Raw genomic sequence first — 20,204 nt, forward strand, 5'->3', positions numbered from 1 at the left:
TCAAAAATAATGCAAAAAATTGATTTTTCGCCACGAGTTCCTACTTTTGATTGGAAACTCGCTTTTATAATATCGGTCACAGGGAGATTTTATCGATGGCGGAATCTGGCCAGAATATCATGGAGAAAGCCGAAGCGCGGTTCATGGAGAAGCAGAAGAAAACTGCGGAGCGAAACCAGGCGACGGCCGAATATGTTTCCGAGGCAAAGGCCAGGGTCATCAAGACGGCAAGACTGCGGGCGCTACGGCTGGCCAAGGAAGAGGCCGACCGTGCCGCGGAGGCCCTGAACCCGACGCCAAAGAAAAAGCGGGCAGCAAAGAAGGCTTCTGCGCCGGAGGTAAAATCATGAGCCTGACATTCCCCAATCGCAGCCGCAGTTATGATGAGGCGGGCAAGCGTATCCGCTTCGTCGGCCATGACGGCATGTTCCAGATTGCCTTCTCTGTCGCCGCCGACGCCATGTCGAAGATGCAGCCGGGAACGGCCGCCGACGAGGCCGGCTATCTCGCTGCCTTCGACACGGCGTCCAGTTCGATCCATGATGTAGCCAGGAACGCCTATGCGCGCACCCGTAAGAGCATCTATGTGCTGACCGCAGCCGATTTTCGCTAAATCCCGAATGTCCTCGCGTTCGGGGCCGACGCGCCAGATCCATCCCGATCCATATGTGCCGGCGCAGCAGGCGTGTCTCAGGGCTTGCGATCTACCTTTGCCCGTCGCCTGACGTCCCGGCTGTTAAGCCGATCGACCATGCGTTAGCATCGCGCGTGTTCATGCCGACCATGATTTGGTGTTTGAGTTCGGCAGGTTGGCCAGTGAAGACGTCAAAGATGGTCCAGCTGTCGGGCTGCTCCATACGCAATGCATAACGGTTTGCCATTCTGGCGCCCTTTGACTGCCGCACCCTGCCGACAGATGTCGATGCCGTCAGGTCTGCATGACGAAGAACACTGCCGCCAGAACAGCGACTGTCCAGACTACCACGGACAGTTTCAAGGCCATGCCTCCGTGCAGAGATAGAAACGCCCGCATGCCTGCCAACATGCCGTTCATGCTCTTCGCCACAGTCGGTCTCGCTGAAATCGGAACCGATGGCTTGATCCCAAGCTTTCCAAAAACAGGCAGCAGCGATGGTTCGCGCACGAAAACGATCTCGAATGTCCGGAGAAACCAGGGACTTCCATAGCACGCTTCTTCAAACTCCTTGCATGCCAAATAAAAACAGGCGGGCCACTACAAAGGCGTCCCTGGCGCGCTGAAGGCGGCCATATGATGGTCGGACGATCTGGCGCGGGAAGCTCAACGCGGTTAGGTTGGAAACAGGAAGCGTCGCGGGCGCAAAGCCTGTCAAAGCGCGACGGGCGAGGGGATGACAGATGACGGCGCCCGGCGATTTGCAGCAGGCCCTGTTCCAGAGGTTGAAAAGCGACGCATCGCTGTCTGCGCTGCTGGGTGGCGCCGGCCTTGTCGAGCAGGCAACCGACAAAGTCGCCTTTCCCTACGTGACTTGCGGCCACACCAGCGCTTTTGACTGGGACACTGGTGCCGACAATGACGCCGATCAGCTTGTGACATTGCATGTTTGGTCAAAAGCCCATGGCGACGCCGAAACGCGTAACATCATGGACAGGATCGAGGCGCGCCTCGCCGACGCCACGCTTGTCTTCGGCCCGCATGGCCAAACACGGCTGTCGCTGGAATTTGCAGAAGCCCGCTTTGACGAGGATCTGGCGGTCCATCATGGACTGCTGCGCTTTCGCGCCATCACGCAGGAAAACGCCTGAGGCACTTTCAATATCGGTGAAACGGAGTCTAGACTGGCCTTTCGCTGACTTCACCGGGTTGGGGGTCTCAAGTCGGTTGTCTCGCGTTTCAGGGGTGTTGCGGGCATGGTTTTTCGGGCGTTCACCGTTCATTTCACGTTCAGCACCGATGCGTTACAACACCGACCATGAAAACGCTTCGCTCCCACTTCAAAACCGCGATACTGGCGCTTGCTGCGACAGGTCTGTTCGCGTCGCAGGCGACGGCGCTGCCGGTCGCCGTGCCTGAGCAGGCTTCACCGATCATTCTGGCCGCTTCCGACTGCTACGCGATCGGCCAGCAGGTTGCCCAGCAGAACGGCGGCACGCTGGCCAAGGCCTCGCAGTCGACGCGCGGTGGCCAGGCGGTCTGCGTCATCGTCGTGCTGGTCCCGGGAAAGGACGGGCAGCGCCCGCGCCGCTCCGAAATCGTGGTTCCGCTGAACTGACCCAATCTTCCACCCCGAAGGCCTCCGTTTCCCAGGCCGCTGGAATCGGCCTATATCTGACACCGGCAACAGGCCAACGCTTCAACAGGTAACGATCCCCGCATGCGCGTACTCGTCGTCGAAGATGACAAGGATCTCAACCGGCAGATTTCGGACGCGTTGGCTGATGCCGGCTATGTCGTCGACAAGGCTTTCGACGGCGAGGAGGGTCATTTTCTCGGTGACACCGAGCCTTATGACGCGGTCGTTCTCGACATCGGCCTGCCGCAGATGGACGGCATCAGCGTGGTCGAGCGCTGGCGCCGCGGCGGCCGCAAGATGCCGGTCCTTATCCTGACGGCGCGCGACCGCTGGAGCGACAAGGTATCCGGCATCGACGCCGGCGCCGACGACTATGTCACCAAGCCGTTCCACATCGAGGAGGTGCTGGCCCGGGTCCGTGCCTTGATCCGGCGCGCGGCCGGCCACGCGTCGTCGGAACTGACATGCGGGCCGCTGCGTCTCGACACCAAGGCGTCCAAAGCCGACGTCAACGGCGTGCCGCTGAAGCTGACGTCGCACGAATTCCGCCTGCTTGCCTATCTGATGCATCATATGGGCGAGGTCGTGTCCCGCACCGAGCTGGTCGAGCATCTCTATGATCAGGATTTCGACCGCGATTCCAACACAATCGAGGTCTTTGTCGGGCGGCTTCGCAAGAAGATGGGCATCGACATGATCGAAACCGTTCGCGGCATGGGCTACCGCATGCGTGAGCCGGAGGCGTAAGGCGGAACCGCTGCCTACCCAGCAAACCATAAGGTCGCCGCTTTCGCTGCGGTTGTGGCCGCGATCGCTGGCGTTCCGGGTGATCGCCTTTTCCACGATCTGGGCGATCCTCACCCTGATCGTCATCTTCACCCTCATCACCACGCTCTACCGCCAGGCGAGCGAGCGTGGCTTCGACAGCCTGCTTTCGGCGCATCTGTTCAATCTGATCGGTTCCGTCGGCGTGTCCGAAGGCGGTTCGCTGACCGGCGCCCCCGATCTTGGCGATCTGCGATTCTCGGAGCCGAATTCCGGCTGGTACTGGTCGGTGGAGCCGGCGTCGGAGGGCGTGCACGGCGATCTTCATTCGTCCTCGATGACCAAGGCGATCCCATCGCCCAGCGTCGCCGAGGTCCCTTTCAATTCCAGCTTCCAGCGCAGCTACGCCACGGAAGGCATCGATGGCGAGGAGCTGGAAGTGTTCGAGAGCGAGTTCGTCCTCGACGCGAAAAACCGCGCCGCGCGCTTCCGCGTCATGGGCAACCAGACTGAGCTTGACCAGGAGATTGCCAGCTTCCAGCGCCGCCTGCTGACTTATCTTTCCCTGTTCGGCGTCGGCATGATCGCCATCAACGCGATCGCCATCCTGCTCGGCCTGCAACCCTTGCGCCGGGTCCGCAACGCGCTTGCCATGGTGCGCGAGGGCACGGCCCAAAGGCTCGACGGCCACTTCCCGGCAGAGATCGAACCGCTTGCCAACGAGACCAATGCGCTCATCGAAAACAACAAGCGCATCGTCGAGCGTTCGCGCACGCAGGTCGGCAACCTCGCCCATTCGCTGAAGACGCCGCTGGCGGTGCTCATCAATGAGGGGCGGGCGCTTGGCGGCGCCAGGGGCCAGCTCATCGCCGAGCAGGCTGCCTCGATGCAGAAGCAGGTGGACCACTATTTGCAGCGTGCCCGCGTTGCGGCGCAACGCGACAGCGTCGTCTATCGCACGCCGGTGGCGCCACTGGTCCAGCGCATGGTGCGCGTGCTGCAAAAACTCAACCCGCAGACTGATCTCTCGCTTTCGTTGCCGGCAACGGATATTATCTTTGCCGGCGAACGGGAGGATCTGGAGGAATTGCTCGGCAATCTTCTCGACAATGCGATGAAATGGGCAAAGGGCGCCGTCGCCGTGTCGGTTTCGCCAATCTCGGGCAAGGGTGGCGCCGGCAAGGAAGGTCTTGCCAATCTGTTCGAGATCAGCATCGAGGATGACGGCCCGGGCATTCCCGAGGACAAGGCGCGCGAGGCGCTGCAGCGCGGACGGCGCCTCGACGAGACAAAGCCGGGGACAGGGCTCGGGCTGGCCATTGTCGCCGACCTGGTCAACGAATATGGAGGTGCTCTGGCGCTGGAACGGTCTGGCATGGGCGGGTTGAAGGCGGTGGTTCGATTGCGGAGCCTTCAGTGATAGTTTGCGAGCAGTCGCACTACAGCGCCGCGCGTCCTCTTGGACGCGCAAAGGACGCTGTAGCACTTTGAATTAGCGCATGATCCTTTCCGAGAATCGGTTCCGATCTTCGGGGTCATGCGCTTGCCAAATTTCCGACAAACATCAACACTATGGCCACGCCGACCTCCCGAAGGCGCGAGCCAGCTCTAACTTGAGAAAACCGGTTGTTGGCATGAAGATTCGCGTCGCGCTCGTTTCCGCACTGCTCGCCGTTTCCGGCTGCACCACATTGGGCAAGGGCCCGGGCGTCACCGTTGCCCCGCAACCGGCCTCACTGCCGCCAAGCGGCGGCAAGGTGACGACGACGATCATTTCCGCCATGGGTGGCGGTCTCGTCGGCGGATCGATCGGCTCGGGGCTCAGCGATGCGGACAAGCGCAAGGCGCTGGAAGCAGAATACAAGGCGCTCGAATACACCGCGAGCGGCCAGAAGGTGACATGGAAAGGCGACAGTTCGGGCCGCTCGGGCGAGGTCGTCGCTGCTCAGCCCTATCGCGTCGGTTCGCAGGATTGCCGGCAATACACCCATACGGTGTTTACCGGCACCGCCGGCGCCACCGCGCGCGGCACCGCCTGCCGCAACGCCGATGGCAGTTGGACACCGCTGACCTGAGCTCAATTGTTCCGATCGGCCGCTTCGGTTGATATCGATCAAGGACATGCGGCGCCCCGGCCGTCAAAGCGTCGCAGTACGCCTGTGTTGGCAGCGCAAGGCTCTGCCGCTATTGGAAGAACCATGCTTTTCTGGGTCATAGCCGCCATTCTCACGCTGGGCGCAAGCCTGGCGGTGCTGCTGCCGCTGGCCGGCGGTTCGAAGGGCGCGTCCGCCGCCGGCGACCATGACCTTGAAGTCTATCGCGACCAACTGTCCGAACTCGACCGCGATGCGGCGCGCGGCCTGATCCAGCCGGCCGAGGCCGAGGAGGCGCGCGCCGAAATCGCCCGCCGCATCCTTCGCCTGGGCAATGCGGATCCGGCCGCCAAGGCCGCCGGGCCGTCGACAGCGACGCGGCTTGTCGCCACGGTTGCGGTTCTGGCGGTTCCGCTGATCAGCTGGGGTTTCTACAGCGAACTCGGCTCGCCCGACCTGCCGTCGCAGCCGCTCAGCGCACGCCTGGCCAAGAATCCCGCCGACAGCTCGGTGGACGAACTGGTGGCGCGCGCCGAAGCCCATCTTGCCGCCAATCCGTCCGATGGCAGGGGCTGGGATGTGCTGGCGCCGATCTATCTGCGCCTGCAGCGGTTCCCCGACGCGGTCGGCGCCTATCGCAACGCCATTCGTCTCGATGGCGACAGCGCCGCTCGCCAGGCCGGTCTCGGCGAGGCGATCGCCAATGCGGCTGGCGGCATCGTTTCGGCCGAGGCGCAGGACGCGTTCGAGGCAGCCTTGAAGCTCGATCCGGCCAATCCAAAGGCGAACTTCTATCTTGCCATGGGCCTGGCGCAGGAAGGCCGCGTCCCGGAAGCGACGGCGGCCTGGCAGAAAATGCTCGGCACGTTGCCGCAGGACTCACCCTGGCGCCGTGCCGTCGAGCAGGCGCTGGCAGAGTCCGCGAACAAGGCCGTCGCTGCTGGACAGCCTGCGAAGGGTCCGGATGCCGGAGAGGTCGACGCCGCATCGTCAATGTCGCCGCAGGACAGGCAAGCGATGATCGAGACCATGGTTGCGAGCCTCGACGAGAAACTGCGGCAGAATCCGCGCAACGCGGAGGGATGGATGCAACTCGTTCGTTCCTATGTCGTGCTGGGCAAGGCCGACCAGGCGCGCGATGCGCTGGGTCGCGGTATCGCCGTCTTTGGCCGCGACAGTGAGGAAGCCAGGAAATTCACCGCCTTTGCCGCCTCGCTTGGCCTGACGGCGACGGAGTAGACGATGACGCGCAAGCAGAAGAGATTATCGGTGATCGTCGCTGGCCTGGCCTTTCTCGGCGTGGCCACCGGGCTGACCTTCTATGCGCTTGGCCAGAAGGCCTCCTATTTCTACATGCCCGCCGACCTGACGACTGCCAGTGTGCAGCCTGGCCAGCGTATCAGGCTGGGTGGGCTGGTCGAGAAAGGCACCATCCAGCGCGGGCAGGGCGCCACGGTCGCTTTTTCGGTGACCGACACGCACAAGTCCGTCAAGGTCATGTATACGGGTATCCTGCCTGACCTTTTCCGCGAGGAGCAGGGCGTCATCACCGAAGGCACCTTCGGCCCGGACGGGGTCTTTGTCGCCGACAGCGTGCTGGCCAAGCACGACGAGAACTACATGCCCAAGGAGGTGGCCGACGGCCTCAAGGCCAAGGGCGTGTGGCAGGAAAGCAAGAGCGAATAATGGTTGAAACCGGACATTTTGCGCTCATCCTCGCCTTCGCGCTGTCGCTCGTCCAGATGCTGGTGCCTCTCTACGGCGCGCGCATCGGCAACCCGAAAATGATGGCCGTCGGTGGTCCTGTCGCCGTGACCGGCTTTGCCTTGACCGCGCTCTCCTTCGCCGCACTTGCGACAGCCTATGCGAGCTCCGATTTTTCGGTGGCGAGCGTCTGGGAGAACTCGCATTCGCTGCAGCCGTTGATCTACAAGATCACCGGAACCTGGGGCAATCATGAAGGCTCGATGCTGCTCTGGGTGCTGATCCTGACCTTCTTCGGAGCGCTCGTCGCCGTCTTTGGCGGCAATCTTCCCGCAACGCTGAAGGCCAATGTGCTGGCCGTGCAGGGTGCGATCGGCGCCACCTTCTTCCTCTTCATCCTGACCACGTCCAATCCATTCGCCAGGCTCAATCCGGCACCCATCGAAGGCCGCGATCTCAACCCGATCCTGCAGGATCTCGGCCTCGCCGTCCATCCGCCGCTGCTCTATCTCGGCTATGTCGGTTTCTCCATCTGCTTTTCCTTCTCGGTCGCCGCCCTCATCGAGGGCCGCATCGACGCGTCCTGGGCGCGCTGGGTGCGGCCATGGACGCTGGTCGCCTGGATGTTCCTGACCGGCGGCATCGCCATGGGCTCCTACTGGGCCTATTACGAGCTCGGCTGGGGCGGTTTCTGGTTCTGGGATCCGGTCGAGAACGCCTCCTTCATGCCATGGCTGGCGGGAACGGCGCTCTTGCATTCGGCGATCGTCATGGAGAAGCGCTCGGCGCTGAAGATCTGGACGCTGCTGCTGGCGATCCTGACCTTCTCGCTGTCGCTGCTCGGCACCTTCCTGGTGCGTTCCGGCGTGCTGACCTCGGTACACGCCTTCGCCACCGATCCGACGCGCGGCGTCTTCATTCTCTGCATCCTGACGCTGTTCATCGGCGGTTCGCTGGCGCTGTTTGCCTTGCGCGCCTCGCGGCTGACGGCCGGTGGCCTCTTCCATCCGATCTCGCGCGAAGGCGCGCTGGTCCTCAACAATCTGTTCCTGACCACCGCCACCGCCACCGTGCTGGTCGGCACGCTTTATCCGCTGGCGCTCGAAGCCGTTACGGGCGACAAGATCTCGGTCGGTGCGCCGTTCTTCGACCTGACTTTCGGTCCGCTGATGCTGCCGCTGCTGGCGATCGTGCCATTCGGGCCGCTGCTGGCCTGGAAACGCGGCGACGTTTTTGCCGCGGCACAGCGCCTGATGGCGGCCTTTGCCCTGGCGCTCGCCGCTATGCTGGTGACAGCGCTGTTCGTCGATGGCGCCTCGGTGTTCGCGGCACTTGGCGTCGGCCTCGCCGTCTGGCTGGTCTGCGGCGCGCTCACCGATCTTGCAGTCAAATCCGGCGCGGGCAGCGTGGCGCCGGCCATCATGCTGCGACGTTTCGCCGGCCTGCCGCGCTCCGTCTTCGGCACCGCGCTCGCCCATCTCGGCCTTGGCCTGACGCTGCTCGGCATTGTCGGCACGCTCAGCTTCGGTGCCGAGAAGATCCTGTCGATGCGTGCCGGCGAGGCCGTCGAACTGTCCGGCCATACGCTGCGTTTCGAAGGGCTCTATCCGGCTCAAGGGCCTAATTACAGCGAGGACCGCGGCCGCTTCGCCCTGCTTGGCGCCGACGGAAGCACCATCAGCGAAGTCACTTCGGCCAAGCGCTTCTATCCGGTGCGCCAGATGACGACGACCGAGTCCGGCATCAAGACGATCGGGTTCAGCCAGCTTTACGTCTCGCTTGGCGACGAGGCGACCGACGGCTCCGTCGTGGTGCGTCTGTGGTGGAAACCGCTGGTGACGCTGATCTGGGGTGGTGGCCTGGTGATGATGGCGGGCGCGGCGATGTCGCTCATGGATCGGCGCCTGCGCGTCGGCGCGCCGTCGCGGCGTCGCAAGCCGACAGGCGCCGTGCCTTCCGCGGGCCTGCCATGACCAGGTTCTCGCTCGCCTCGCTGGTGCTGCTCTTGTCGCTGTTGTTTGCCGGCGGCGCCTTCGCGGTGAAGCCCGACGAGGTACTGCCCGATCCGGCGCTCGAGGCGAGAGCGCGCGCCCTTTCCGAGGGGCTGCGCTGCATGGTCTGCCAGAACCAGTCGATCGACGAATCCGATGCCGACCTCGCCCGAGACCTGCGTGTCCTGGTGCGCCAGCGCCTGGTCGCCGGCGACAGCGACCAGCAGGTGATGGACTATATCGTTTCGCGCTACGGCGAGTTCGTGCTTTTGAAGCCGCGCTTCAACCTGCGCAATGGCTTGCTCTGGGGTACGCCGATCCTTCTGCTTCTGGCCGGCGGGTTCTTCATCGTGCTGACCGCCCGATCGCGCCGTTCGACAGCAACCGCTGCATTGACTCCCGAGGAACAGGCGGCGCTGGATAAGATGCTGGGTAATTAATTCGGCCATTCCTCCGGCGGCCAGTCCCGCGACGTGTGAATGACGTGCAAGATAATGACGCTCTCACGACTCGCGATCGGCCCCAACTGATAGGCAATGATGTAGGGCAGGCGGCTGATCGGCCGCTCATAGGTGCCTGCTACCCGGCCAGGCCGGCCAGTCGCCATGTCACCAAGTTGCTGGCCCGCTTCGCGAATGCGATCAGCGAGGCGTCTGGCGGCGGCAGGATTGTCACGCGCGATAAAGGCGACCTGGTGTTTGATGTCATCCAGCGCTTCTCGCGACCAGGTGACAAACCGCTTCACGTCTTGCCTGCGCGCTTGGCTTCCGCTGCTTCGATGACGGCGTCGATTTCCGCCATGGCTTCGTCGTGGGGCACGACACGGCCTGCCGCCGCGTCGGCCACGCCGCGTTTGATGCCTTCAATGATCTCAAGCTCGCGATCGACATAAGCCGATATGGCCTCGGCCGCGAGGAAGGATTTGCTGCGCCTTGTGTCGGCGGCGATCCGCTCAAGCTTCAGCTTGGTTTCGGACGAAACCCGAATTGTCATGGTGGCGCTTGCTGTCATAGTGAAAGCCCTGTGCTGAATTGTATACAACATAGGGCAGCAGACGAGCATAACCAAGAGATTTGTGCGCCCTTGTTGCCAGTACATTACAAAACTTTCATGCACTGGAAATGGCGCCGTAATGTGCGCCCCTCTATTCCTCCTTGCCTGAGGATGCTCACCAGAGCGCATCCCTTCAAAGAGGATACGAGAACCATGAATATTGCCCCCAATTCATATCCCCGCACCCGCAAGCGTCTGATGGCCGCCGCCGCTTCTGTCGCCATTGCCGGCGCGATAGGCTTCGCTGCCGTCACCACCGGGACCGCCCCGGTTCTGGCCGATGCTGTGCGCGTCGAGGCCCCGCAGGTCCCGAGCTTCGCCGATGTCGTCGAGCGGGTCTCGCCAGCGGTCGTCAGTGTCAAGGTCAAGGCCAGGATTCAGCCGGCCGCCGATGACGGCTCCGACGATCAGGGCGGCTTCGACAACCTGCCCGACAATCCGCAATTGCGCCGCTTCTTCAAGGAGTTCCGTGGCTTTGGCGATGGCCAGGACCAGGGTCATCGCCGTTTCGGGCGTCGCGACCGCCACAACGACCAGCCTCGGCCGGTTGCGCAGGGCTCCGGCTTCTTCATTTCCGATGACGGCTATCTCGTCACCAACAACCATGTTGTCGAGGAAGGCTCGGCCTTCACCGTGGTGATGAATGACGGCAAGGAACTCGACGCCAAGCTGATCGGCACCGATCCGCGCACCGATCTCGCCGTGCTCAAGGTCGATGGCGTCGGCAAGTTCACCTATGTCGACTTCGCCGATGATTCCAAGGTCCGCGTCGGCGACTGGGTCGTGGCCGTCGGCAATCCGTTCGGCCTTGGCGGCACGGTTACCGCCGGCATCGTCTCGGCCCGTGGCCGCGATATCGGCGCCGGCCCCTATGACGATTTCATCCAGATCGACGCCTCGGTCAACCGCGGCAATTCGGGTGGCCCGACCTTTAATCTCAACGGCCAGGTCGTCGGCATCAACACCGCTATCTTCTCGCCGTCCGGCGGCAGCGTCGGCATTGCCTTCGACATTCCCGCTTCGACCGCCAAGCAGGTAGTGGAAGACCTGATGAAGAACGGCTCCGTCCAGCGCGGCTGGCTCGGCGTCGAGATCCAGCCGGTCACCTCCGACATCGCCGAATCGCTCGGCCTTAAGTCCGAGAAGGGCGCGCTCGTTTCCAGCGCCCAGGACGATGGTCCCGGCAAGAAGGCCGGCATCACATCAGGTGACGTCATCACCCAGGTCGATGGCAAGGATGTCGCTTCGCCGAAGGAACTGGCTCGTCTCATCGGCGCCTATTCGCCCGGCAAATCTGTCGACGTCACGGTCTGGCGTGATGGCAAGAGCGAGACGGTCAAGGTCGACCTCGGCAAACTGCCCTCGAGCGACAAGCAGGCCTCGGCCGACCAGCAGCAGCCCGCCGCACCGGCAAAGCCCGACACGCTGGCCGATCTCGGCCTCACCGTTACCAAGTCGGACAATGGCAAGGGCCTTGTCGTGACCGATGTCGACCCGGACAGCGATGCCGCCGACCGCGGCATCCAGCCCGGCGACGTCATCACCTCGGTCAATTCGACTGAGGTGAACGGCACCGACGACGTCGCCAAGGCGATGGCCGATGCGGTGAAGTCCGGCCGCAAGGCGGTGCTGATGCAGATCACCCGCGACGACACCAATCGCTTCGTCGCGCTGCCTGTCGCCAAGGGCTGATGTATCAGACTTTTCCAATGCGGTGGTTTTCAAACACCCCCGAGCCATCGCATGGGAAAGCACGGAGCCTGAACACGTTAGTCAGTCATCGTGTTTTGCTCCAGCGGCAGCGGGCTCCCATCGCCCGCTGCCGCGTAATCCAAACATGTCGCCCAAACGAGCTTGACCCGAGGCTGGGTAGCGGTTGGGGCAACGGCGTACTAAAACAAAGACTTATCGCGTATCCTTGAATCGCTTTGTTTGCGATACGCCAAGGTGAAGGCCATGATGCACATGCCGGCCACTCAATCTTCCAGCGAAATCGCGTATAACGGCTCTATGAAGATTCTCGTCATAGAAGATGACCGCGAGGCCGCGGATTACCTCCAGAAGGCCTTTGCCGAGGCCGGGCATACCGCGCATGTGGCGGGTGACGGCGAAACCGGCTTCGCTCTCGCCGATGCAGGCGACTATGACGTGATGGTCATCGATCGCATGATGCCGCGCCGCGACGGCCTCTCGGTCATCGCTGGATTGCGTTCCAGGGGCAACACGACGCCGGTGCTGATCCTGTCGGCGCTCGGCGAGGTCGACGACCGCGTCACCGGCCTGCGCGCCGGCGGCGACGACTATCTGACCAAGCCCTACGCCTTCTCCGAACTGCTCGCCCGCGTGGAAGTGCTGAACCGTCGCGCCAGTTCCAGGGAAGCCGAAACCGTCTATCGGGTCGGCGATCTCGAACTCGACAGGCTTTCCCATTCGGTTCGGCGCGCGTCGCGTGAGATCACGCTGCAGCCGCGCGAGTTCCGCCTGCTCGAATATCTGATGCGCCATGCCGGTCAGGTGGTGACGCGCACCATGCTGCTCGAAAATGTCTGGGACTATCATTTCGATCCGCAGACCAACGTCATCGACGTTCATGTCTCGCGGTTGCGCGGCAAGATCGAGAAGGGCTTCGACAAGCCGATCCTGCATACGGTTCGCGGCGCCGGCTACATGCTGAAGAGCGGGTAGGGCCTTATGGCACTGTCCCTGCCGGCCATCATGAAGACGACGGCGGCGCGGCTTTCGGCGCTTTATCTCCTGCTTTTCGCGCTTTGCGCCGTGCTGCTCGTCTTCTACATGACCTCGCTGTCGGCGCGCATGCTGACCGCACAGACGCAAGACACCATCAACGACGAGGTGCTCGGCCTCGCGCGGGCCTATCAGCGCGGTGGTCTGCCGGTGTTGGTGCGCGTAGTCGAGGCCCGCTCACGCCAGCCCGGCGCCAACCTCTATCTGATCGCCGACACCAATGGCCAGATCCTGACCGGCAATGTGCAGAGCCTTGAGCCGGGCGTGATCGAGACCGAAGGCTGGACGAAGGAACCGTTCTCCTATCGGCGCTTCGGTGAGGGCGAGCTCGAACGGCAGCGCAACCCGGTCTCCGATCAGCAGTCCGGCGAGAATGAAGTGCAGGCGCAGGGCGAAAAGGGCCACAACGCCATTGCGCTTGTGCTGCGCCTGCCCAACCAGATGATCATGCTTGTCGGCCGCGACCTCGGCGAGCCGGAGCGGTTCCGCGCCGTCATTCGCCGCGCCCTGATGCTGGCGCTGGGCATGATGGGGCTTGGCGGGCTGCTGATCTGGTTCTTTGTCGGCCGCGCGGCGCTGAAGCGCATCGACAGTGTGTCGGAGGCGAGCCGCCGCATCATGGGCGGCGATCTTTCCGGCCGGTTGCCGGTTACCGGCGCGGGCGACGAGTTCGACCGGCTCTCCGAAAACCTCAATTCCATGCTGGCCAGGATCGCCACGCTCAACGAGGGTCTGAAGCAGGTCTCCGACAACATCGCCCACGATCTGAAGACGCCGCTGACCCGGCTGCGCAACCGCGCAGAGGCGGTGCTTTCCGGCAAGCACAGGACCACCGACTACCGGCAGGCGCTGGAAGGGACCATTGCCGAGTCCGACCAGCTGATAAAGACCTTCAACGCCATCCTGATGATCTCCAGGCTGGAGGCAGGCTATTCCTCGGAAAGCACCAGCCGGGTCGACCTGGCGGCCGCCGTGCGCGACGTCGTCGAACTCTACGAACCGGTGGCGGAAGAGGCCGGCGTGACGCTGGAGAGTTCGGTCGAAGGCAGTTTTGCTGTCGACGGCAATCGCGAGCTGATCGGCCAGGCGTTGTCGAACATCGTCGACAACGCGATCAAATATTCGACCGATTCGACCGGCAAGCCCGGCGTGCGCGTGACGCTGGAACGGGTTGGCGGCGAAATCAGGCTTACTGTCTCCGACAATGGCCAGGGCATTCCCGACGACGCCGATCGCGCACGGGTGACCGAGCGTTTCGTGCGGTTGGAAAAAAGCCGCTCGCAGCCCGGTTCCGGTCTTGGCCTCAGCCTCGCCAAGGCGATCATGACGTTCCACAATGGACGGATTGATCTTCTGCCGGCAGATCCCGGATTGTCGGTCGTCATGAGTTTTCCCGGACGGGAGGAGCACTGATGGCGGCGAGGGCGGCTGCGAAGCGGGTCGGGGCCAACTGGCTTTTGCAGCCGGCGGCCAGGCTTGTTCCACTGGATCCAGACCGGGCCAGGCGAGAATTGTCGGAGATCGCTTCAGCCGCGCAGGAAGAGGGGCTTGCCCGGCTGGCGAAATTCCTGACCGGCAAGGAAGCCGCTCAGGATTTGCTTGCCGCCATGTTCGACCTGTCGCCGTTCCTGCGCGACATGGTGCGCCGCCGCCCTGAGATTCTTGACACGCTTTTCGATGAAACGGTCGAGGCGCGGCTGGCCACGATCGGCGCTGCCATCGACAAGGCCGCGCGTGCGCAAGCTGTCTCCGAAAGCAGCCTGATGATGGAGCTGCGGCAATGGAAGACTGAAGCACATGTCCTGATTTCGCTCGCCGATCTTGCAGGCGAAGCCGAGACCGCTGTCACGGTGCGGCGGTTGAGCGATCTTGCCGATGCCTGCACCCGTGCCGCCGTCGACTTCCTGCTTCGCGATGCGCACGAGCAAGGCAAGCTCAAATTGCCCGACCCGGAGGATCCTTCGCGGCAATCGGGCTGGATCCTGCTCGGCATGGGCAAGCTCGGCGCGCATGAATTGAACTTCTCGTCCGACATCGACCTCGTCGTCTTCTTCGACCCGGAAGCGCCGGCCGTCATCGATCCGCTCGACGCGACGGAGCTGTTCTCACGCCTGACCCGCCGGCTCGTCCGCATCCTGCAGGACCGCACCGAGCACGGCTATGTCTTCCGTACCGACCTCAGGCTGCGCCCCGACCCCGGTTCAACGCCGCTGGCGATCCCGGTCGAGGCGGCACTGCGCTACTACGAGGCGCGTGGCCAGAACTGGGAGCGCGCCGCCATGATTAAGGCGCGTCCGGTGGCCGGCGATATCGCGGCCGGCGACGCGTTCCTCAGGGAATTGCAGCCCTATGTCTGGCGCAAATACATGGACTATGCGGCGATCGCCGACGTCCATTCGATCAAGCGGCAGATCCACGCCCATAAGGGGCATGGCGAGATCGCGGTCAAAGGCCACAACGTCAAGCTCGGCCGCGGCGGCATCCGCGAGATCGAGTTCTTCGTCCAGACCCAGCAGCTCATCGCCGGCGGCCGCTTTCCCGATCTGCGCGGCCGCGAGACCGTGCCGATGCTCGGCCAGCTTGCGGCGCGCGGCTGGATCACGGCCGACGCCCGCGACACGCTCACCAGCCAATATTGGTTCCTGCGCCGCGTCGAGCATGCCATCCAGATGGTCGCCGACGAGCAGTCCCACACGCTGCCGGAAGACGACGAGGGGCTGGATCGCATTGCCCATATGCTGGGTTTTGCCGATGCGGCAGGTTTTGCCGTGGCGTTCCGCGCCGCCCTGCACCAGGTCGAACGCCACTACGCCGCGCTTTTCGAAACCGCGCCCGAGCTTTCGGCCGGCGTCGGCAACCTTGTCTTTACCGGCGACGTCGACGATCCTGATACGCTGCAGACCTTGAGCGGCCTCGGCTTCCAGCGGCCGAGCGACATTTGCCGCGTCATTCGCGGCTGGCATTTCGGCCGCTACCGCGTCACCCAGTCGGCCGAGGCGCGCGAACGGCTGACCGAATTGACGCCGGCGCTGCTCAAGGCATTCGGCCAGACGCGCCGGGCCGACGAGGCAGTCATTCGCTTCGACGAGTTTCTCGCCGGCCTGCCTGCCGGCATCCAGCTCTTCTCGCTGCTCCAGTCCAATCCCGCCCTGCTGAAACTGATGGCGACGATCATGGGCGCGGCACCCCGGCTGGCCGCGATCATCACCCGCCGGCCGCATGTCTTCGACGGCCTGCTCGATCCGGCCCTGCTGACCGAATTGCCGGACCGCGCCTATCTGTCGGCGCGTCTCGCTGCCTTCATAGAAGGCGACCGGGCCTATGAGGACGTGCTCGACCGCTTGCGCATCTTTGCATCGGAACAGAAATTCCTGATCGGGGTGCGGCTGCTGGCCGGTTCGATCGACCCGGCCCGTGCTGGCCGCGCCTTTTCCGATCTCGCCGATCTCACCATCGATGCGGCCTTGCAGGCGGTGATCGCCGAGTTCGCACAGCGCCACGGCCGCATCGCCGGTGGTACCATTGCGCTGCTCGGCATGGGCAAGCTCGGCAGCCGCGAATTGACGGCCGGCTCCGATGTCGACCTCATCCTGCTCTACGATCACGATGCTGACGCCGAAGACTCCGACGGCGACAAGCCGCTGGCGCCTTCCCACTACTACTCCAGGATGACGCAGCGGCTGATATCGGCCGTGTCGGCGCCGACGGCCGAGGGCGTTCTCTACGAGCTCGACCTTCGCCTGCGCCCCTCCGGCAACAAGGGGCCGGTGGCCACCCATGTCGACGCCTTCAAGAAGTATCAGCGCCAGGATGCCTGGACCTGGGAGCATATGGCGCTGGCCAGGGCCCGCGCCATCGGCGGCGATCAGGCGCTCTGCGCCGAGGTCGAGACGGACGTGACGGCGGTGCTGGCCCTGCCGCGCGATGCCGCCAAGGTGATGGCCGAAGCGTCCGAGATGCGCGCGATGATCGAAAAGGAGAAGCCGCCGCGCGATCTCTGGGACATCAAGCTGGTCCCGGGCGGCCTTATCGATCTCGAATTCATCGCTCAGGTGGCCGTGATCACAGGGCAGGTCGATGCCGGCCGCAGGGCCACCGGGACAGCCGACATCCTGTCTCGCCTGGCGCCGGATTTCGCCGAGGCCCAGGTCAGGCAGGAACTCTGCGATGCCTATGTTCTCTATTTGGCGCTGACCCAGATGATCAGGCTCTGCCTCACCGGCGTGTTCGAACACGATGACGTGCCGCCGGGGCTTTCAGATCTGCTTCTGGCGGTCACCGACCTGCCGGATTTCGGAGTGCTGGAAGCACACCTCAAGGAGACGTCGCAAAAGGTCAGAAAGAATTTCGACCTTTTGCTTCGTGCCAAACGACCGTGACGGCAGAAGCCCGAAGGTAGTTCGGATCGCATCGGGGGTGACGATGCAACAGGAGAAGACCATGAGAAAGTCAACCAAACTTGCCCTTGCCTTCGTAGCCTTAGCCGGCGCGGTCGGCACCACGGCCTATGCCGAAAATAATGCCAGTGCCAGAATGCGCGAGGGCATGATGATGCGCCTCAGCAAGGCGATGAAGGATTCGGACGGCACCATCACGTTCGACCAGTTTTCCGATGCCATGAACGCACGCCTGAAGAAGATGGTCGCCGACAATGGCGGCAAGCTGACCGTCGCCCAGCTCGCCGACGCACTCGAGAAGGCGCGCTTCGAGCGGATGGCCAAGCGTATCATCGCCCGCTACGACACCAAGGGCGACGGCACGCTGACGACCGATGACATCACTGGTCGCGAGAAGAAGGTCTTTTCCATGCTCGACCGCAACAATGACGGCAAGATCGAGAAGAGCGAACTGCCGAAGGGCGGTCGCATGGGTGGTCACCGTCAATGGGGTGGCGGCAACGGCAGCATGCAGTGAAATGCTGTATAGGCGTCCGGCGGCGTTCGTCGCCGGATTAGCCTATGCCTCATTCCTTCGCGCCAGCGCTGCGGAGGATTCTTACAGAATCCGTCAAGCTGCAGCCTTGACCGCCTGCGCCGCCCTCTTGACGGGAATGCGCACCGACACGATCGTGCCGACACCTTCGGTGGAGCGGATTTTCAAGGCGCCGCCCTGAAGCTCGGCTAGCGAGCGCGAGATGGCGAGGCCAAGACCGGAGCCGGTATGGCTCTTGGAAAACTGGTTCTGCACCTGTTCGAACGGCCGCCCGAGTTTGCTTAGGGCCTCTTTCGGGATACCGCAGCCATTGTCTTCGATCGTCAGCACCAGCGCGCCCGACATATTGCGGGCTCTCACCGCTATGCGGCCGCCCTGGCCGGTGAACTTCACCGCATTCGACAAAAGGTTGATGACGATCTGCTTGATCGCCCGGCGATCGGCGAAGAGCGTCAGCGAATCGGGGATGCGTGTTTCGACGGAAATCGACTTTTCCGCCGCCTGCAGCGAGACGACGCGTACGGTCTCCCGGATCAGCGGGCAGAGGTCGATTTCCTCCCGGTCCATCGAGAACTGGCCGGCCTCGATCTTCGACATGTCGAGGATGTCGTTGATGACGCCCAGCAGATACTTGCCGCTGCCGTTGATGTCGGTGGCATATTCCTCGTAGCGCGACGAACCGAGCGGCCCGAACAGGCCCTGTTCCATCAGCTCGGAAAAGCCGATGATGGCGTTGAGCGGCGTGCGCAATTCATGCGACATGTTGGCTAGGAATTCGGACTTGGCCCGGTTCGCCGCCTCGGCGCGCTCGGTTTCCTTCATGTATTTGCGATTGAGCTCGACCAGTTCGCGCGACCGTTCTTCCTCGGCCCTGCGGGCGAGGCTGAGATCGTGGATGGTCGCCATCAGCCGGCGCTCGCTGTCGACCAGCTTCTCCTGATGCAGCTTGATCTGGGTGATGTCGGAGCCGACCGAGACGATACCGCCGTCCCTGGTCCTGAGTTCGTTGACCTGCAGCCAGCGGCCGTCGGCGAGCTGCCGCTCGAAGGTCGCGCCGCCTTGCGCCCCGCTGGTGTTGGCAAGCCGCCGCTCCGAGGCGTAGGCCAGCATGCGATCTTCCAGCACGGCGCGCGAGGCGCCCGGCATCACATCGCGATCCGACAGGCCGTTGTCCTGCTGGTATTTGGAATTGCACATGATCAGCCGCTGGGCCGAATCCCAGAGCACGAAGGATTCGTTGATGTTCTCGATGGCGGTCCGAAGGCGCAGGTCGGCGGCCTCCGAGCGCAGCGCCAGATGCCGCTGCTCGGTGACGTCCACGGCGATGCCGATCAGCTGGATCTCCGGCGCCTCCGGATCGATGACCTGGGCTCTTGCGCGCATCCACACCCACTGTCCGTCGGCATGGCGCATACGGAACACCTGGTCGATATGATCGATCTCGCGACCGACGATGCGGTTGGCGAGCTCGAACAGGTCGCCATCCTCGGGGTGGATGATCTCGTCGACCTCGCCGAACGACAGCATTGTGTCGCAGGGCTCGTAGCCCAGCATGTCGTACATCGAGCGCGACCAGTACATCTTGCCGCGCACCATGTCCCAGTCCCACAGGCCGCAGCGGCCGCGCACCAGCGCCATGTCGATGCGCTGATGCGCTTCGAGATAGATGCGGTCGGCGGCTTGCGCCCGCGCCGCCTGGCCGAAATAGGCATAGAGGATGATGATCAGCACGCCGGCGGTGAGCACGAACAGTGTCACGTTGAGCGAGACCGTCTTGCGCCATGTGTCGAAGACCGCCTCCTGTGGCACCAGCACGGCCGCGGCATTCTTCTTGTTGGTTGCCAGGCTCACCGCCGCGAACCAGTCGTGTCCGCCGATGCTGACCTCCATCACGCCTGCACGATCGCCGAACATGAACAGCGGCTGGCCGCCAAGCACCAGGCTGTCGAGCGAGCGCCCCTGCCACCCTGTCGTGAGCGGCGACACGGCGATGATCTTGAAGGCGCCATCGGTGATCGCAAGCACGTGGCTTCGGCCCATGGCCCCCTGGCGGCTGGTGTTCTCCAGCAGATCCTGGGCGGCTCCAGACGCGGCATTGGGGTCGGCCGAGATTGCGCTGGCCATCTGGCCTGCCGCCAGCGCCAGCACCGCCCTGGCGTCGCGCTCGACTTCGTCGCGTTCGTTCATCAGCGACAGGAAGCGCAGCGCCGCGATGACGATCAGGAAAATTATGATGAGGGCCGGTATCGATCGGCGCAGAAACGGCTCGGCCGCCAGCAGCCGCCGGTAGGCGGGTTCGGCGATGAGCCGTGCATTGCCGGCGAGACCGTCGCGTCTCGCCTCACGCCGCTCAAAAGCCGTCCCTCCGGGCGCGCCCCACGCGTCCGCCTTCGCCATAAATGGCACTCCCCGAATCTGTCTATGACGCTTGACGATCCGGCTACGCCGCACTTCCGAATCGTCCGTAAAGAATCAAAGGTGATTCGCCTTGTCCAGAGGCGCGGCGAAAAAAGATTAAAAATCGAATAAAATAATCAAGGCCGCGGTCTCCTTCCCCCTTGAGGCTGGACAGCCGCCGAAGGCGGATGGACGGCTGGGGTCGCTGCGGCAATGCTCGACGTTTCTTCTGCCGTCGCGCTTGAGAGAGG

Annotated in this window: 21 protein-coding genes; 16 read left to right on the forward strand and 5 right to left on the reverse strand. The window is 63.4% G+C overall.

What is annotated here, in order from left to right; genetic code table 11:
* Positions 1 to 95 precede the first annotated feature (95 nt).
* Positions 96 to 350: a hypothetical protein gene (locus CN311_RS12810; protein WP_097574081.1), complete on the forward strand. Its 255-nt coding sequence runs from the start codon at positions 96 to 98 to the stop codon at positions 348 to 350.
* Positions 347 to 613 carry a DUF1488 family protein gene (locus CN311_RS12815; protein ID WP_097574082.1) on the forward strand — a complete coding sequence of 89 codons (267 nt, stop codon included), beginning with the start codon at positions 347 to 349 and terminating at the stop codon, positions 611 to 613. The genes CN311_RS12810 and CN311_RS12815 overlap by 4 nt, the downstream gene beginning before the upstream one ends.
* A 91-nt stretch (positions 614 to 704) precedes the next feature.
* On the opposite strand, the gene CN311_RS12820 is transcribed toward CN311_RS12815, so the two are convergent.
* Both CN311_RS12820 and CN311_RS12825 read right to left on the reverse strand, forming a co-directional pair.
* Complete coding sequence (locus CN311_RS12820; protein ID WP_245440817.1) at positions 705 to 881, reverse strand: hypothetical protein; 177 nt, start codon at positions 879 to 881, stop codon at positions 705 to 707.
* Positions 882 to 928: 47 nt separating this feature from the next.
* The gene (locus tag CN311_RS12825) at positions 929 to 1,144 is read right to left on the reverse strand and encodes a hypothetical protein (RefSeq protein ID WP_097574104.1); all 216 of its coding nucleotides are present in this window, start codon (positions 1,142 to 1,144) and stop codon (positions 929 to 931) included.
* A gap of 233 nt (positions 1,145 to 1,377) precedes the next feature.
* Here CN311_RS12825 and CN311_RS12830 point away from each other — a divergent pair, with 233 nt between their 5' ends.
* The 9 genes from CN311_RS12830 to CN311_RS12870 all read left to right on the forward strand — a co-directional run bounded on the left by CN311_RS12830 (position 1,378) and on the right by CN311_RS12870 (position 9,266).
* Positions 1,378 to 1,785, forward strand: coding sequence for a DUF3168 domain-containing protein (locus tag CN311_RS12830; RefSeq protein ID WP_097574083.1), 408 nt, complete (start codon positions 1,378 to 1,380; stop codon positions 1,783 to 1,785).
* Positions 1,786 to 1,952: 167 nt separating this feature from the next.
* Complete coding sequence (locus CN311_RS12835; RefSeq protein WP_097574084.1) at positions 1,953 to 2,252, forward strand: hypothetical protein; 300 nt, start codon at positions 1,953 to 1,955, stop codon at positions 2,250 to 2,252.
* A gap of 102 nt (positions 2,253 to 2,354) precedes the next feature.
* Positions 2,355 to 3,020, forward strand: a complete 666-nt coding sequence (locus CN311_RS12840; RefSeq protein WP_097574085.1) for a response regulator transcription factor — start codon at positions 2,355 to 2,357, stop codon at positions 3,018 to 3,020.
* Positions 3,004 to 4,458 (forward strand): ATP-binding protein, encoded by a 1,455-nt coding sequence (locus tag CN311_RS12845; protein ID WP_097574086.1) that lies wholly within the window; start codon positions 3,004 to 3,006, stop codon positions 4,456 to 4,458. Before CN311_RS12840 ends, CN311_RS12845 begins: the two co-directional genes overlap by 17 nt.
* Before the next feature lie 214 nt (positions 4,459 to 4,672).
* A complete protein-coding gene (locus CN311_RS12850; RefSeq protein WP_097574087.1) occupies positions 4,673 to 5,113 on the forward strand; it encodes a hypothetical protein in 441 nt (146 codons plus the stop codon).
* A gap of 123 nt (positions 5,114 to 5,236) precedes the next feature.
* Entirely contained in the window at positions 5,237 to 6,370 is a 1,134-nt protein-coding gene (ccmI, locus tag CN311_RS12855) for a c-type cytochrome biogenesis protein CcmI (RefSeq protein WP_097574088.1), read from the forward strand.
* Between the two features lie 3 nt (positions 6,371 to 6,373).
* Positions 6,374 to 6,817: a cytochrome c maturation protein CcmE gene (ccmE, locus tag CN311_RS12860; protein WP_097574089.1), complete on the forward strand. Its 444-nt coding sequence runs from the start codon at positions 6,374 to 6,376 to the stop codon at positions 6,815 to 6,817.
* Positions 6,817 to 8,808, forward strand: coding sequence for a heme lyase CcmF/NrfE family subunit (locus tag CN311_RS12865; protein ID WP_097574090.1), 1,992 nt, complete (start codon positions 6,817 to 6,819; stop codon positions 8,806 to 8,808). Before ccmE ends, CN311_RS12865 begins: the two co-directional genes overlap by 1 nt.
* Complete coding sequence (locus CN311_RS12870; RefSeq protein WP_097574091.1) at positions 8,805 to 9,266, forward strand: cytochrome c-type biogenesis protein; 462 nt, start codon at positions 8,805 to 8,807, stop codon at positions 9,264 to 9,266. The genes CN311_RS12865 and CN311_RS12870 overlap by 4 nt, the downstream gene beginning before the upstream one ends.
* On the opposite strand, the gene CN311_RS12875 is transcribed toward CN311_RS12870, so the two are convergent.
* Together CN311_RS12875 and CN311_RS12880 are read right to left on the reverse strand one after the other, a co-directional pair.
* Complete coding sequence (locus CN311_RS12875; protein WP_097574092.1) at positions 9,263 to 9,571, reverse strand: type II toxin-antitoxin system RelE/ParE family toxin; 309 nt, start codon at positions 9,569 to 9,571, stop codon at positions 9,263 to 9,265. The two genes, CN311_RS12870 and CN311_RS12875, sit on opposite strands and share 4 nt — an antisense overlap.
* Complete coding sequence (locus CN311_RS12880) at positions 9,568 to 9,837, reverse strand: CopG family ribbon-helix-helix protein (protein WP_097574093.1); 270 nt, start codon at positions 9,835 to 9,837, stop codon at positions 9,568 to 9,570. The genes CN311_RS12875 and CN311_RS12880 overlap by 4 nt, the downstream gene beginning before the upstream one ends.
* Before the next feature lie 195 nt (positions 9,838 to 10,032).
* Between CN311_RS12880 and CN311_RS12885 the strand changes: the two genes are divergently transcribed.
* From CN311_RS12885 to CN311_RS12905, 5 genes are all read left to right on the forward strand, one after another.
* Complete coding sequence (locus CN311_RS12885) at positions 10,033 to 11,571, forward strand: DegQ family serine endoprotease (RefSeq protein WP_097574094.1); 1,539 nt, start codon at positions 10,033 to 10,035, stop codon at positions 11,569 to 11,571.
* A gap of 318 nt (positions 11,572 to 11,889) precedes the next feature.
* A complete protein-coding gene (locus CN311_RS12890) occupies positions 11,890 to 12,564 on the forward strand; it encodes a response regulator transcription factor (RefSeq protein WP_165779684.1) in 675 nt (224 codons plus the stop codon).
* 6 nt (positions 12,565 to 12,570) lie between these two features.
* A complete protein-coding gene (locus CN311_RS12895) occupies positions 12,571 to 14,037 on the forward strand; it encodes a sensor histidine kinase (RefSeq protein ID WP_097574095.1) in 1,467 nt (488 codons plus the stop codon).
* Entirely contained in the window at positions 14,037 to 17,003 is a 2,967-nt protein-coding gene (locus CN311_RS12900; protein WP_097574096.1) for a bifunctional [glutamine synthetase] adenylyltransferase/[glutamine synthetase]-adenylyl-L-tyrosine phosphorylase, read from the forward strand. Before CN311_RS12895 ends, CN311_RS12900 begins: the two co-directional genes overlap by 1 nt.
* 61 nt (positions 17,004 to 17,064) lie before the next feature.
* On the forward strand, positions 17,065 to 17,538 hold the full coding sequence (locus tag CN311_RS12905) for an EF-hand domain-containing protein (protein WP_097574106.1): 474 nt from the start codon (positions 17,065 to 17,067) through the stop codon (positions 17,536 to 17,538).
* Positions 17,539 to 17,631: 93 nt separating this feature from the next.
* Here the strand turns inward: CN311_RS12905 and CN311_RS12910 are convergent, their stop codons facing one another.
* A complete protein-coding gene (locus tag CN311_RS12910) occupies positions 17,632 to 19,953 on the reverse strand; it encodes a PAS domain-containing sensor histidine kinase (RefSeq protein ID WP_097574097.1) in 2,322 nt (773 codons plus the stop codon).
* Positions 19,954 to 20,204 lie beyond the last annotated feature (251 nt).

It is taken from the genome of Mesorhizobium sanjuanii, from assembly GCF_002529485.1.
Lineage (GTDB): Bacteria > Pseudomonadota > Alphaproteobacteria > Rhizobiales > Rhizobiaceae > Mesorhizobium > Mesorhizobium sanjuanii.